At 40.7% G+C, this 12720-nt stretch carries 16 protein-coding genes, 1 tRNA gene, 1 pseudogene and 1 riboswitch; of the genes and pseudogenes, 13 read left to right on the forward strand and 5 right to left on the reverse strand.

Annotated elements, in window-relative coordinates; translation table 11 throughout:
- Positions 1-23 precede the first annotated feature (23 nt).
- On the forward strand, positions 24-659 hold the full coding sequence (locus BFI01S_RS02495; protein ID WP_061791192.1) for an MBL fold metallo-hydrolase: 636 nt from the start codon (positions 24-26) through the stop codon (positions 657-659).
- A 205-nt stretch (positions 660-864) separates the two neighbouring features.
- Entirely contained in the window at positions 865-1935 is a 1071-nt protein-coding gene (locus tag BFI01S_RS02500; protein ID WP_061791250.1) for a class I SAM-dependent methyltransferase, read from the forward strand.
- A 34-nt stretch (positions 1936-1969) separates the two neighbouring features.
- Here the strand turns inward: BFI01S_RS02500 and BFI01S_RS02505 are convergent, their stop codons facing one another.
- Both BFI01S_RS02505 and BFI01S_RS02510 read right to left on the reverse strand, forming a co-directional pair.
- A complete protein-coding gene (locus tag BFI01S_RS02505) occupies positions 1970-2215 on the reverse strand; it encodes a DUF2626 domain-containing protein (RefSeq protein ID WP_009332938.1) in 246 nt (81 codons plus the stop codon).
- Between the two features lie 152 nt (positions 2216-2367).
- A complete protein-coding gene (locus tag BFI01S_RS02510; RefSeq protein ID WP_061791193.1) occupies positions 2368-3066 on the reverse strand; it encodes a helix-turn-helix transcriptional regulator in 699 nt (232 codons plus the stop codon).
- Positions 3067-3312: 246 nt separating this feature from the next.
- On the opposite strand from BFI01S_RS02510, the pseudogene BFI01S_RS02515 reads away from it, so the two are divergent.
- Positions 3313-3661, forward strand: a pseudogene (locus BFI01S_RS02515) (Spx/MgsR family RNA polymerase-binding regulatory protein).
- A gap of 49 nt (positions 3662-3710) precedes the next feature.
- Here BFI01S_RS02515 and BFI01S_RS02520 read toward each other — a convergent pair.
- Positions 3711-3782, reverse strand: a tRNA-Gln gene (locus BFI01S_RS02520).
- Positions 3783-3929: 147 nt separating this feature from the next.
- Here BFI01S_RS02520 and comGA point away from each other — a divergent pair.
- The 9 genes from comGA to BFI01S_RS02565 all read left to right on the forward strand — a co-directional run bounded on the left by comGA (position 3930) and on the right by BFI01S_RS02565 (position 8668).
- A complete protein-coding gene (comGA, locus tag BFI01S_RS02525) occupies positions 3930-5000 on the forward strand; it encodes a competence type IV pilus ATPase ComGA (protein WP_061791194.1) in 1071 nt (356 codons plus the stop codon).
- On the forward strand, positions 4987-6018 hold the full coding sequence (gene comGB / locus BFI01S_RS02530; RefSeq protein WP_061791195.1) for a competence type IV pilus assembly protein ComGB: 1032 nt from the start codon (positions 4987-4989) through the stop codon (positions 6016-6018). Before comGA ends, comGB begins: the two co-directional genes overlap by 14 nt.
- Positions 6018-6341, forward strand: coding sequence for a competence type IV pilus major pilin ComGC (comGC, locus tag BFI01S_RS02535; RefSeq protein ID WP_061791196.1), 324 nt, complete (start codon positions 6018-6020; stop codon positions 6339-6341). Before comGB ends, comGC begins: the two co-directional genes overlap by 1 nt.
- Positions 6338-6778, forward strand: coding sequence for a competence type IV pilus minor pilin ComGD (gene comGD, locus BFI01S_RS02540; RefSeq protein WP_061791197.1), 441 nt, complete (start codon positions 6338-6340; stop codon positions 6776-6778). The genes comGC and comGD overlap by 4 nt, the downstream gene beginning before the upstream one ends.
- Entirely contained in the window at positions 6762-7091 is a 330-nt protein-coding gene (locus BFI01S_RS02545) for a hypothetical protein (protein ID WP_061791198.1), read from the forward strand. Before comGD ends, BFI01S_RS02545 begins: the two co-directional genes overlap by 17 nt.
- On the forward strand, positions 7048-7521 hold the full coding sequence (gene comGF, locus BFI01S_RS02550) for a competence type IV pilus minor pilin ComGF (protein WP_478219380.1): 474 nt from the start codon (positions 7048-7050) through the stop codon (positions 7519-7521). Before BFI01S_RS02545 ends, comGF begins: the two co-directional genes overlap by 44 nt.
- Complete coding sequence (gene comGG, locus BFI01S_RS02555) at positions 7511-7894, forward strand: competence type IV pilus minor pilin ComGG (RefSeq protein WP_061791200.1); 384 nt, start codon at positions 7511-7513, stop codon at positions 7892-7894. Before comGF ends, comGG begins: the two co-directional genes overlap by 11 nt.
- A gap of 12 nt (positions 7895-7906) precedes the next feature.
- Positions 7907-8404, forward strand: coding sequence for a shikimate kinase (locus tag BFI01S_RS02560; RefSeq protein WP_061791201.1), 498 nt, complete (start codon positions 7907-7909; stop codon positions 8402-8404).
- Between the two features lie 78 nt (positions 8405-8482).
- Positions 8483-8668, forward strand: coding sequence for a YqzE family protein (locus tag BFI01S_RS02565; RefSeq protein WP_035329975.1), 186 nt, complete (start codon positions 8483-8485; stop codon positions 8666-8668).
- Between the two features lie 43 nt (positions 8669-8711).
- Here the strand turns inward: BFI01S_RS02565 and BFI01S_RS02570 are convergent, their stop codons facing one another.
- Positions 8712-9506: a YqhG family protein gene (locus BFI01S_RS02570; protein WP_061791202.1), complete on the reverse strand. Its 795-nt coding sequence runs from the start codon at positions 9504-9506 to the stop codon at positions 8712-8714.
- A complete protein-coding gene (locus BFI01S_RS02575; RefSeq protein WP_061791203.1) occupies positions 9484-11172 on the reverse strand; it encodes a DEAD/DEAH box helicase in 1689 nt (562 codons plus the stop codon). Before BFI01S_RS02575 ends, BFI01S_RS02570 begins: the two co-directional genes overlap by 23 nt.
- A 180-nt stretch (positions 11173-11352) precedes the next feature.
- Positions 11353-11441: riboswitch (glycine riboswitch) on the forward strand.
- 159 nt (positions 11442-11600) lie between these two features.
- On the opposite strand from BFI01S_RS02575, the gene gcvT reads away from it, so the two are divergent.
- The gene (gcvT, locus tag BFI01S_RS02580) at positions 11601-12704 is read left to right on the forward strand and encodes a glycine cleavage system aminomethyltransferase GcvT (RefSeq protein ID WP_061791204.1); all 1104 of its coding nucleotides are present in this window, start codon (positions 11601-11603) and stop codon (positions 12702-12704) included.
- Positions 12705-12720: the final 16 nt, after the last annotated feature.

The raw sequence follows: 12720 nt of genomic DNA on the forward strand, positions 1-12720 counted from the left end.
AATCAACAATGGAGGTGTAGGCAATGGAATGGAATCAGATCCCTCTTGGCCCATTGCAAACAAACTGTTATATCCTTTCGAATGAAAACAAAGATTGTTTAATCTTTGACCCGGGTGAAGAGAGCGGAAAACTGAGCGGTATTATCGAACAAAAAGGACTGAAACCTCTGGCTGTCATTCTTACTCATGCCCATTTTGATCATATTGGCGCTGTAGACGGAATAAGAGATGCATTTTCAATCCCTGTATACATACATGAAAAAGAAGCAGCATGGCTTCCGGATCCAGCCTTAAATGGCTCTCACCTATTTAAAATAGGAAAGCTGATAAAAGCAAGGCCTGCCGACCATATTATAACAGCTGAACAAGAGTTGAGCATAGGTGAATTTACCTTTAAAATTCTAGAGACGCCAGGCCATTCTCCAGGGAGCGTTTCTCTGTATTTTAGAGATGCCGGTCTTGTGGTGGCCGGTGACGCGCTGTTCAGCGGAAGCATCGGACGCACAGACCTTCCGGGCGGCAATCATCAGCAGCTCCTTGAAAGTATACATAATAAGCTTTTGTCATTGCCTGAAGAAACAGAAGTGCTTCCTGGACACGGACCGGTTACGACAATTGGCCGGGAAATGGATTCAAATCCATTCCTGAATGGATTCTGATTGGAAAATAGAAAAGCCCTTCTCCAATGAGAAGGGCTTTTCTGGGGGATGTTTTATTCATATAAAAATGGGAGGGGATATAGTTAAGCTACTACATTAACAATATAACAGGGAAAACACTATGTCAATAGTGAAAACAGTGTCCAAAACAATAAAAATGGCTGTTTCCAAAAATCCAGATTTTTCATTCGAAAAGGGAGTTTATATGCTGAATTTACTAATAAATTATATAGAAAATACTCCTCAAAAAATGATCAGCTATGCTGACTATATCCAGCAGGCCCTTTATCATTCCGAATATGGATACTATATGAAAGATGCGGAAAAAATTGGGCCAGGGGGGGATTTTATTACAACCAGCAATGTTTCTGATATATATGGAAGGACCATATCAAAGTGGTTTCATCAAATGGCAGGGAAATATAAGCTGCCTTTTCACGTCTGTGAAATAGGGGGCGGAAATGGACGCTTTGCGAAAGCTTTCCTTGATGAGTGGAATCTTAATGCTGATGAAAGGATTCATTACTATATTTTTGAAACAAGCCCCTATCACAGGAAGCTGCAGAAGGAGCAGATTGTATTTTCCGAACATATCAGACAAATAGATAGCTGGAATGAGATCGCCCCATTTTGCGGCCTGATTTTTTCAAATGAGCTGTTTGATGCCTTGCCTGTACATGTGGTTGAAAAAGTAAATGATCAATTGCATGAAATTATGGTAACCATAAAAGACGGAAAGCTTGCAGAAACAGCTGTGCCATTAACAAATAGAGATATTTCTTTATTCCTTGAAGAAAGCGGTTTGTCACTTAGCAATGGCCAAAGAATTGAAATCCCTTTGCAAATGGAGCAGATGATCAAGAGTATCTCTGCTGTTCTGGATAAAGGATTTGTGCTGACTGCCGATTATGGCTATACAGATGAGGAATGGCAGGAACCAATGAGAAGGGATGGAAGTCTCAGAGGTTATTACAGGCATTCTTTAATTAATAATGTGCTCGTGCATCCTGGCGAGATGGATATAACCAGCCATATTCATTTTGATTCCCTGATCCGATTGGGAGAGAAAGAAGGGCTGAATTTTCATTTTATGATGAGACAGGATGAATTCCTGCTTTCTGCAGGCATTTTACAGGAGCTTGAAAATCATTATGATCCTAATCCGTTTTCTCCTGTCAGCAAAAGAAACAGGGCAATAAGAAGTCTGATAACGCCTTCAGGCATGAGTGCAGCATTTCACCTGATCCTGCAGGGGAAGAAAATAGGGGGAAAATAAAAAAGCGATGATTTCATCGCTTTTTTATCGGCTATTAGTGGCCGCCCGCACCAGGTGTCATCATAAATGTTGACCAGTAAGTGAAGCCTACGAAGAAAACAGTTAAGTATGCTCCAAAAACATAAATATACATACGTTCGGAAAGCTTTAAGTAGCTTAAAAGCAGGAAAAATCCTGTTTGGCCGAAGAAAATCAAGGACGTTGTATACATATCGCCAAGGTAAAACATAACAGCGAAAATTCCCGTCCAGAATCCTAATACTCTGTACATACGATCCATATGTATCCCTCCTTTTACCCTTACAAGTCCATCACTACAATATTATAAAGTAAATGCTTAATAAAAGTAAATAATGGTTTCTAAATAGTCCAGAAAAGGGCGGGAAAAAAGCTTAGCAAGGTCTTTTTTTCGCCATATTTCTGCGGATTCCTTTAATTTCCAACAATTGCTTTGTATGAGCACGAATCACAGCCAGTGAGCATATTCTGCTTTTCCACCAGTTGAATGGAATCAAACAGACTTTCAAACATCCCCTTTAAAAATTCATAATGCATATTGCAGACTGGCTCAGCGTGCCGGGCTGCAATCTCTTTAAATGGGCAATTATAAATTTGGAAATAGACGATCGTCTTTTCCTCGTTTGCATCAAATTCAGGGTGAAACCCTGACAAATCGGCAGCATGCTTTAAGATGTTTATTTTCTGTTCAAAAGTAAGCTGATCTGTGTTTCCATACCGTTGAAGCTCTTGCCCGATCAGTTCACTGCCAAACTTCTTCCCTGTTGCATACAGTGCTTTTCGTCCTTCTTCACCTAAGTCAAGCATTGTTTCCATGGCTATTTTGGCCAGCAGCTGATAATCCCTGTAAGGGAAATGCAGCTGAACAACATCATCAGACAACCGATATAACCGGCTGGGCCTTCCGCCTTTTCCCGTTTTTTTGGTTTCAGAAACAAGCATATTTACATCTTCAAGCTTGGATAAATGCAGCCTTGCAACATTGGGATGGATGCTGAAATTATCTGCAATCTCCTGCACAGTAACATCTTTATGCCGTTCAGTAATGTATTGATAAATATAATAGCGGGTTGGATCGGATAACACATTGGCTATTTTTAATGTTTGCTCCATTTATTGTCACCTCAAAAGGATTATTTATTCCCGAGGTCATCAGCTGTCACTTATAGCATTTAGCTGGCGCCTTCCTGGCCTGCTTCCATTATAATACAGCAGATTAAGGTTAACACTGTAATCACTATAAGTTTAGAAAATGTTCACAAATGAAGGTTAATTACTTATGCAAAAGTGTATGCATATATTGTACAATTAATATACAATGTGTATAGGCAAAATAATATATTTTTGAGGTGAAGAGGTATGAGCCAATTGACATTTTTCACATATCCAAGCTGTACTTCCTGCGGAAAGACGAAAAAATGGCTGACAGCCCATTCAATTGATTTTGAAGAAAGGCATCTCTTTAGGGAGACTCCATCACCAAGAGAATTATAAAAAATCCTTTCTTTAACCACAAGCGGCCTTGATGAGCTTCTCGCGATCCGCAGCCAGACCTATAAAGAACTGGGACAGAACCTTGAGGAATTATCATTATCAGAAGCAAATGGTCATTAAGGAGCCTAAACTGCTGCGGAGGCCGATTCTGACAAACGGAGATAAGATTGTCATAGGCTATAATCCGGATGCATTTAAGAATATGGCTAAATAGATTTTTCTGAAATGAAAAAGGAAGGACATCCGGTGTCCTTCCACAACTACTGGGCTAGCAGGATTCGAACCTGCGCATGACGGAGTCAAAGTCCGGTGCCTTACCGCTTGGCTATAGCCCATCAATTCGCTTTATACCCTTTTATTATGGAAAGAAAAAATTAATTTATTCACAAATTCGTCAAAAAGTTTTGCCGAAAAATGAAGGAAATGCCCTGGATAAGTCGAATTATAATCCAGAACAATAAAAAAAGGTGGTGCATAATTAGTTGAGTATAATTGAAAGAATGGCAGAACGAATTATTAAAGACGCAGTCAGAAGCCATGCTTCCGACATCCACATCATTCCCCGCAGAAAAGACACACTCATTCAGCTGAGGTTCGGCAGCCAATTGACCCCAAGGCTTTATCTTCCCAAAGAAGAATGCGACAGATTAATTTCTCATTTTAAATTTACAGCTTCAATGGACATTGGTGAAAAGAGGAGGCCGCAGAGCGGTGCATATTCACTGGAAGTAGACGGACAAATGATTGGGCTGCGCTTTTCAACCCTCCCATCAAGCCACAGCGAAAGCCTCGTTATCAGAATTCTTCCCCAGCAGGAACAAATTCCTTTTTACCAGATCAGCCTTTTTCCAGACATGACAAGAAAAATGCTTGCACTGCTGAAGCATGCTCATGGTTTAATTATTTTCACTGGCCCGACCGGCAGCGGTAAAACCACAACTTTGTATTCCCTTCTGAATGAAACCTCCCATATGTTCCATCGCAATGTCATCACCCTGGAAGATCCCATTGAAAAAGAGAATGACTTAGTTCTTCAAGTCCAAGTGAATGAGAAAGCTGGTGTGTCTTATTCTGCAGGCTTAAAAGCAATCCTTCGCCATGACCCCGATATCATTATGGTGGGTGAAATCCGGGATGCGGAAACGGCTAAGATTGCAGTTAGAGCAGCACTTACGGGTCACCTTGTTTTAAGCACCATGCACACCCGGGATGCCAAGGGGGCTGTATATCGTTTAGCTGAGTTTGGAGTGAACATGCTGGAAATTGAGCAGACTTTAGTGGCGGTCACTGCACAGCGCCTTGTCGAATTGAATTGTCCATATTGCGAAGAGGACTGCTCTCCATTCTGCTATGGATATGGCAGGTGGAAAAGGGCGAGTGTGTTTGAGCTGCTTGCAGGAAGGGCGCTCAATGCTTCCATAAAGAAGGCAAGAGGCGAAAGCTGCCTTGTTAAGTATCGAACACTGAAAGAAGTCATAACTAAAGGGATTGCTCTGGGCTATATAAAGGAAACTGAGTACAGCAGGTGGGTGCATGGCGATGGAGAAACATAAATGGACCATTCAAGAACAGGGTTTGTTTCTTAAGAACACAGGGGAACTGTTGTCCAGAGGTTACCCTTTATCTGAAGCGCTTGAGTCACTGGTGCATCAGCTGCCGCTAAAAAGAAAACATGAAATCAGGCAGTGTCTCTCTCAATTGAGAGAAGGGTTTCCATTTTATCAAATACTTGCAAACATGAACTTTAATAAAAATCTGATTGGCTATGTTTTTTTTGCTGAACAGCACGGAGGCCTTGCTTCTGCATTTCTTGAAGGAAGCGAAATGGTGCTCCGAAAAGGCAAGGACATTGAAAAGTTGAAAAAACTGATGGCCTATCCGATTTTCCTGATGCTCATTACCGCATTCTTATTTATTTTCGTTGATAAAGTCTTGTTGCCCCGTTTCTCTTCCTTATTCGTTTCAATGCAGCTTCAGCCTAATTTCTTTACGAAAGCCGTTTATTTGTTTGGTGATTTTCTCCCATTATTCTTTCTGATCCTGTTTTTCGGCCTGGTCGCTTTGCTTATATACTATTTTGTCAGATTCAGAAATCTTTCCCCATTCCAGCAAAAAAAGATCATAGTAAGAGTACCTGCAGCAGGCCAATTTCTTCGCCTTTACTATACTCATTTCTTTGCAGTACAGCTCAGTTATCTTTTAAATGGCGGCTTATCCATACATGAGGCGCTGAGTCTTTTTGAGAAAAATGATAAGCAGCCTTTTTACAGCGCTCTCGGTAAAGAAGTGAAGATCAAGCTCCGTGAAGGGAATAAGCTGGAAGACATTCTAATGAGTTTTCCATTTTTTGAAAGGGAATTGTCTAATATTATCAGACATGGTCAAAAAAATGGCAGGCTGGACCAGGAATTAACTTTTTTCAGCAGGCATTGTCTGCACAAAATGGAGGAAAACACAGAAAAACTTCTTAAGATCATTCAGCCCATTTTATATATGTTTATCGGTTTTTTAATAGTTTCGATGTATTTGGCAGTTCTGCTGCCTATGTTTCATCTACTGGAGGGATTTTAATGAAATGGCGCATGTTAAACAATAACAGAGGATTCACGCTGATCGAAATGATGATTGTTTTATTGGTGATTTCAGTGCTCTTAATCATCACCATTCCCAATGTAACAAAACACAACTCAAAAATAAACAGCAAGGGATGCGATGCATTTGTTAAAATGGTGCAGGCGCAGGTTCAGGCATACGAAATCGATAAAAAAGCACTTCCTTCGAATATACAGGATTTAGTGGATGACGATTATCTAAATGAAAATAACACGACTTGCCCAAATGGAAATGCCATTACAATTTCTGCAGATGGGAAGGTTGAATCCGAAGAGTCATGATAAAAAACAAAGCAGGCTTTACATTGATAGAGTCGCTATTCGTTCTCAGTATTTTCCTTATTATTGCCTCGGTTACAGCCCTGTTTCTTAAACCGCATTTTTTCTATCTTGAAAAGATAATGTTCTTTTCCCAATTAAAATCTGACCTCCTTTATGCCCAAAACTATGCCATAACCCACCAGACAGATGTAGCTATTCAGATTATTCCAGAGGAGAGTAGGTATTTCGCTAAGGAAAAGCTTGTGGATGATCCTATCATTAGCAGAGAATATCCCGGAATCATTGAGATTAAGCCGGGAACAATGCCATTGTATTTTCAATATGGACCCGGCGGTATTACAAATAAATTTGGAAGCTTCTATATTAAAGCAGACAAGGAGCAATACAAAATAACATTTTTTATCGGAAGAGGACGATTTAATGTGGAGAAGGAATGAAGGCTTTTTTCTGGCTGAGCTCCTGTTGTCTTTATCAGGGATGCTGCTTGCAGCGGGAATAATATTTCCCCTTGTCATAAAGGCACTTGTGCATTCTGAAGAGGTTAAACAGGATTATGAAAGCACCCAGCTGCTTTATGAAAGCCTTATGGAGGCTGCATCGGAGGGGAGTTTTCCTGAGGGGGAGACCATAAAAAAAAATCAGACAGTCTATCAAATATTCCTTAAGGAAAACCAAGGATTTATGGAGGTTTGCATAAGGTATGAAAATGTACGGAATAACACAAAGGAAAAGTGTGAGGTATTTCAGTGATAAGGGGTTTACCATGCTTGAAATGCTGTTTTCATTTTCAATATTTTTATTGATTGTTTCCTTTTTGACGGTGGGCTTAAATTTCCTTTTTCAGGACTGGAAAATGGAAGCTAGGACACAAAGGCTTGAATGGCATGTATTTATCAATCAGCTGAAAAAAGAAATCAGACTTGCTGATGCTGTAAATATTACACCTGGTTCAATTGTATTAACTATAGACGGGAAAAGTGTGCTTTATGAAAAATATGGATTTAACTTGCGGAGGAGAGTGGATATGAAGGGCCATGAGATTGTCCTTCAAAAACTAAATGCCATTACCTTTACGTCAGTCAATGGCGGGGTTGAAATAAATGTCTCGGATCATTTTGATCAGAAGCATTCCGCGTTTCTTTATTACTTAAGGGATATGGAGGATATTGATGTACCGTAATCAGGATGGATTTGCTTATCCTCTTACTTTAACAATCATTCTGGCTGCACTCTTTCTTCTTACCATTCAATTAGACCAGTTTATTTCTGAGAAAAGGATAGTGAATCAGGCGGAAACCGTCATGATGCAGGAATACTACCTGCTGAGTTCCTTTAAAAAAACTGAAAAAATGCTGAGTGAAAATGCAGACCCGGAAGAGTCAGGAGTTTATTCGTTTAAAAAAGGATCGGTTTCATATGAGATTTCTTCAGTAGCAACAAGCTTAATTCAGATCACCTTCAAAACAAAAATTGGCTCTGATAAGGAAATTTCAGGTTATGCTTACTATGACACAGACCTGCAAAAAATGATAAAATGGATTGAAAAAAACTGAGTGGGGATAAAGATGAAGCCAATTTACTTAATCGGATTCATGGGTTCCGGCAAAACAACGATAGGAAAAGAGCTGGCAGCCTGCTTAAATAAGGAAGTAATTGATACTGATGAAGAAATAGTGAAGCGCGAGAATAAAAATATTAATGATATTTTCGCGCAGCATGGAGAGGGATACTTCAGAAACCTTGAATCACTTATATTAAAAGAAATGGATGATAGAGCGGGAGTTATAACCACTGGCGGCGGCATTGTGATAAAGCCTGAAAACAGAAAAAGGCTTAGCGAAACAGGATTTGTTTTCTTCCTTTATGCGTCTCCTGAAGAAATCTTTAAACGGATTGAGAAGGATCATTCAAGACCGCTGCTGAAAGGCGATAAAAAAAGGCTGATCCACGAACTTTATGAAAAAAGGATGCCGCTCTATGAAGAAACCGCCCATGTGATCATTGATACAACTAATAAAGATAAAGCAGAAATTATACAAGAAATAATCGATTGTTTAGAGTGAAAACCCGTTGGACATACTTGTAAATGATAAATATCAGGCAGCACTTGTAATTCTGTATGGAAAAAGGCAGGTATGAACATGAAATCCAACGATTATGTAAAGTATCTTACACAGACAGTAGTAAAATATATTGATCAGCCAAAAGATGAGCGAAAACGGCATCGTATTGAAAAAAAGGATATGAAAGAGCCGTTTTTATTCAGATGGTTTGGAATGTTTTCTTATCTGTTTTACTTGGGCATGAGAAAAAAGAAACATAAATAGCCTTTATGCAAAAAACCGGCTAAATTGCCGGTTTTTTGCATTTTTAGACTGCGCTGTCTGTCAGATAAAAGAGACCGCCGTTTATGATGGAGATATTAACCTTTGGTTCATATTGCTCCTGAAGAGCTGTTTTTTCGTTTTCATAACTTTCGCCCTTTTCTTCTGCCTCTTCATAAAAATGTTCAAGAAGGCTGAGATCTTTTTGCCAGCGCTTACGGGCCTCATCAGCCCATATATGATCTTCTTGTTCAATTTCGGCTTTAATAAAATTTGCTACCCTGTATACTCCGCTTCCCGGCATAATAAGCGGAGACAGTGTGAACGAGTAGTCGGGGATTTTGGGCGTAAGGCTCATGCCAAGCAATCTGTCATGAAAACTTTCGACCATCTGGCCATTTATCAATTGGAGGCCGATGGATTTGAAAACATCCCGTTTTCGGTCGCATTGATAGGATACGCGAATGTTCATTCCCAGCCATGGTCTTAGCGGCACCTGCTTTCCAGGTGCCTGCCGGTGATTTTCATATAATCGGATATAGCCGGCCAGGTTCCTGGCCGAATCAAAAATCTGGTGAAGCCTCGGGGAGCCAAAATGAATGACTTCCCCCTTAATATGCGGAGGGGACAGCTGCTGGTTTGTAATAAGCGTCATCTGCATCGGGTTTGGAATTCCGCCTGTTTTTTCGAGATAGTGCCAGTAAAAGGGACGATTCATTAACTCCTTATCCAAATCAATCGTCAGCTGTACGGTCATATACCCCGGACCTCTATCAATTATTTCACACCCATTTGCGTGAAAATACCTTTCAAGGAATTTATGAATTTCCTGTTGCTGCATTCAGTTCACCTTCTTTCAGATCCTCTGCGAATTGAATCATGCTCGTCAAGTTCTCCATTTTAATTCTCATTTCACCTTCTGAAGCCGATTTTCCGAAAATATCAACAAGATGATCGTCAATACTGCCGAATTCAAGCCTTGTTAAAATGTCGTCTAAATCACCGATGACTTTTTCAAAGAGATGTATTTTCTCATATAGAAGCTTCATTATGTGTTCTTCGACTGTTTTTTTCGTGGCGAAATTATAAATCATGACATCCTTTTCCTGTCCGAGACGATGGATGCGCCCAATCCTTTGTTCGAGCCGCATCGGGTTCCAGGGGAGATCAAAATTAATGATATGATTGCAGAACTGAAGGTTTATTCCTTCTCCTCCCGCTTCTGTTGCAATCAGGACTTGAGCATTCTTTTGGAAAAGCTCCCTCATCCAGTCCTTTTTGCCTCTTTTAAAACCACCCCTGAACGGAACCGATGTGATCCCATATTGCTTTAAAAACCACTGCAGGTACATTTGCGTTGCCCTGTATTCAGTAAAGATTATGACCTTGTCATTTATTTTCTGTATTAATTCCAGTGCTTTTTGAGCTTTTGAGTTTTGCTGAACCGCTTCAACCTTTTTAATAAGGTATTGTATTTGATCCTGGAAAGCTATTGGAGGCTGCTCCTGTCTTTTCAGCATATTCTGAAGCGTAAAATAGACAGCTTCTCTGCTTGAGCATGCTTCTCTTTGCAGGGTCATTACTGAAAACTGGCTGGAACCCATCCAATTTTCTTCACTCCGCAGCTCTGTTACAGCTTCATAGAGCTCACGCTCGGCCTGGGAAAATTCAATCGGTATGGTTTCCACATGCCGTTTGGTCCATTCAATCCCGGTATCTGCCCTGCGGTTGCGAATCATGACTTTGTTTACCAGTTCCTTTAGATGTGCATCATCGTTTAAAGATCGTGAGTCTTTTTTATAATTCTCATAAAAAGCTGATTCATTGCCAAGATGTCCGGGTTTAAGCAGGGACACAAGATTGAAAATCTCACTGATTCGATTTTGAATGGGTGTTGCTGTTAATAGGAGGCAAAACTTCTTTTTAAGGTTTTGTACAAATTCATAGTTTCTCGTTTTATTATTTTTTAGCTTGTGAGCTTCGTCTATAATGATCAGGTCATAATCAAGGCTGTAAATAATGTCCCGATGAGGATTGCGTTTGGCTGTATCGATGGATGATACCACAACGTCGCATTGTTCCCATACATAGCTTTTCCGCTGCGCCACAGCCGGAATAAAAAATTTGCTGTTCAGCTCCATGGCCCACTGGGAAACGAGGGAAGCTGGAACGAGTATTAGGACTTTTTTTACGAGTCCCCTGATCATATATTCCTTTAATATCAGCCCAGCTTCAATCGTTTTTCCAAGACCGACCTCATCAGCCAGGATCGCCTTGCCGTTCATGCTTTCGACTACCTGCTTGGCCACTTCCAGCTGATGGGGAAGAGGAGTAAGGTTAGGCAGATGCTTCGGAGCCTGCAAGCCTTCAAATTCAGGAATAGTTGTATGGTTCTCAACCTCAACAGCCAGTTTATAAAGCTCCCAGTTTCCCCATGGGCCGTCGTCATCAATCCTTTTTAGGAATTCATCCTGCCAGGCAGAATCAAAGCCAATTTGCACTGTCATAAAAACAGCTCCTTTTATCTATATAAAGATATTGCCCAAACCTTGTTTAGGTGGTACGATGTTAATAGCTTTGAAAGTTTTGAAAGTTAACACATTACATTTAGTTAACCGAAGTAATGGATGCTTAATTTTTTCTGTTTGGTATAAGTATGACCATCTTGGAAAATTTTATAAATGCGAATGACAACAAGGGGAGAGACTACATTAGTAGCGCCGAAGGAGCAAGCATAATCTGTGAATCTCTCAGGCAAAAGAACTCTTGTTTGACGCAGCTCTGGAGAGTGCTTTTTAATAAGCCACCCAAGGGGACAGCCGGTTTCGGTAAACTTTCAGGTGCAAGGACAGAGATCTTCTCATAATTGAGGGGATACTCTGTCCTTTTTTATGTTCCTAAAACAAATTTCAAGAGATTTAAGGGGGACGAGTAAATGTCACAGTTAAAACGCACGCCTTTATTTGAGGTGTACAAGGATTACGGAGCAAAAACCATCGACTTCGGCGGCTGGGACCTTCCTGTACAATTTTCAAGCATTAAAGAAGAACATGAAGCAGTCCGTACAAAAGCCGGCCTTTTTGATGTATCCCATATGGGTGAAATCGAAGTGAAGGGGACAGACAGTCTTAAATACCTTCAAAAAATGATGACGAACGATATTTCCAAATTAAAGAACTCAGGTGCTCAATATACAGCCATGTGCTATGAAAATGGCGGAACTGTTGATGATTTACTTGTCTATAAAATAGAGGATGACCACTATTTGCTGGTTGTAAATGCTTCCAATATCGAAAAGGATTTTAACTGGCTGCAGGACCATGCTGAAGGCAATGTGGAATTGAAAAATCTTTCAGAAGATATGGCACAGCTGGCGATTCAGGGGCCGCTTGCAGAAAAAGTGCTCCAAAAGCTGGCTGGCACGAATCTGTCGGATATCGGATTTTTTAAATTCCAGCAGGATGTTGATTTGAATGGCAGGAAAGCCCTTGTCTCCAGAACTGGATATACAGGAGAAGACGGATTTGAAGTTTACTGTGATGCCAAGGATGCAGCCGCATTATGGAATGAAATTCTTGAAGCAGGCAAAGAAGAAGGCGTTCTCCCATGCGGACTTGGTGCAAGGGATACCCTTCGCTTCGAAGCCAACCTGGCACTATATGGACAGGAGCTCTCACCTGATATCACACCGCTTGAAGCAGGAATCGGCTTTGCTGTCAAGGTGAATAAAGAAGCGGATTTTATCGGAAAAGAAGTGCTTAAGAACCAAATAGAAAACGGGGTGCCGCGCAAGCTGGCCGGAATTGAAATGATAGACCGCGGTATTCCGCGCCATGGATATCCTGTATACAAGGGTGAAGAACTGATCGGGGAAGTGACAACAGGCACTCAATCTCCGACATTGAAAAAGAACATCGGCCTTGTTCTTATCAAGAAAGAGCATGCGGAGCTTGGAACTGAATTGGAAGTGGAGATTCGCGGCAAACGGCTGAAGGCCAAGATTGAAGCAACACCTTTTTACAAAAGAGAAAAGAACTAACCGGGGGGAGAAAATG

Source organism: Cytobacillus firmus NBRC 15306, assembly GCF_001591465.1.
Classification (GTDB): Bacteria; Bacillota; Bacilli; order Bacillales; family Cytobacillaceae; genus Cytobacillus; species Cytobacillus firmus.

Coding starts and splice junctions, on each gene's coding strand:
- BFI01S_RS02495 (WP_061791192.1), top strand. CDS start 24: ATGGAATGGAATCAGATCCCTCTTGGCCCATTGCAAACAAACTGTTAT.
- BFI01S_RS02500 (WP_061791250.1), top strand. CDS start 865: ATGCTGAATTTACTAATAAATTATATAGAAAATACTCCTCAAAAAATG.
- BFI01S_RS02505 (WP_009332938.1), bottom strand. CDS start 2,215: ATGGATCGTATGTACAGAGTATTAGGATTCTGGACGGGAATTTTCGCT.
- BFI01S_RS02510 (WP_061791193.1), bottom strand. CDS start 3,066: ATGGAGCAAACATTAAAAATAGCCAATGTGTTATCCGATCCAACCCGC.
- comGB (WP_061791195.1), top strand. CDS start 4,987: ATGGAGAAACATAAATGGACCATTCAAGAACAGGGTTTGTTTCTTAAG.
- comGC (WP_061791196.1), top strand. CDS start 6,018: ATGAAATGGCGCATGTTAAACAATAACAGAGGATTCACGCTGATCGAA.
- comGD (WP_061791197.1), top strand. CDS start 6,338: ATGATAAAAAACAAAGCAGGCTTTACATTGATAGAGTCGCTATTCGTT.
- BFI01S_RS02545 (WP_061791198.1), top strand. CDS start 6,762: ATGTGGAGAAGGAATGAAGGCTTTTTTCTGGCTGAGCTCCTGTTGTCT.
- comGF (WP_478219380.1), top strand. CDS start 7,048: ATGTACGGAATAACACAAAGGAAAAGTGTGAGGTATTTCAGTGATAAG.
- comGG (WP_061791200.1), top strand. CDS start 7,511: ATGTACCGTAATCAGGATGGATTTGCTTATCCTCTTACTTTAACAATC.
- BFI01S_RS02560 (WP_061791201.1), top strand. CDS start 7,907: ATGAAGCCAATTTACTTAATCGGATTCATGGGTTCCGGCAAAACAACG.
- BFI01S_RS02565 (WP_035329975.1), top strand. CDS start 8,483: ATGAAATCCAACGATTATGTAAAGTATCTTACACAGACAGTAGTAAAA.
- BFI01S_RS02570 (WP_061791202.1), bottom strand. CDS start 9,506: ATGCAGCAACAGGAAATTCATAAATTCCTTGAAAGGTATTTTCACGCA.
- BFI01S_RS02575 (WP_061791203.1), bottom strand. CDS start 11,172: ATGACAGTGCAAATTGGCTTTGATTCTGCCTGGCAGGATGAATTCCTA.
- gcvT (WP_061791204.1), top strand. CDS start 11,601: ATGTCACAGTTAAAACGCACGCCTTTATTTGAGGTGTACAAGGATTAC.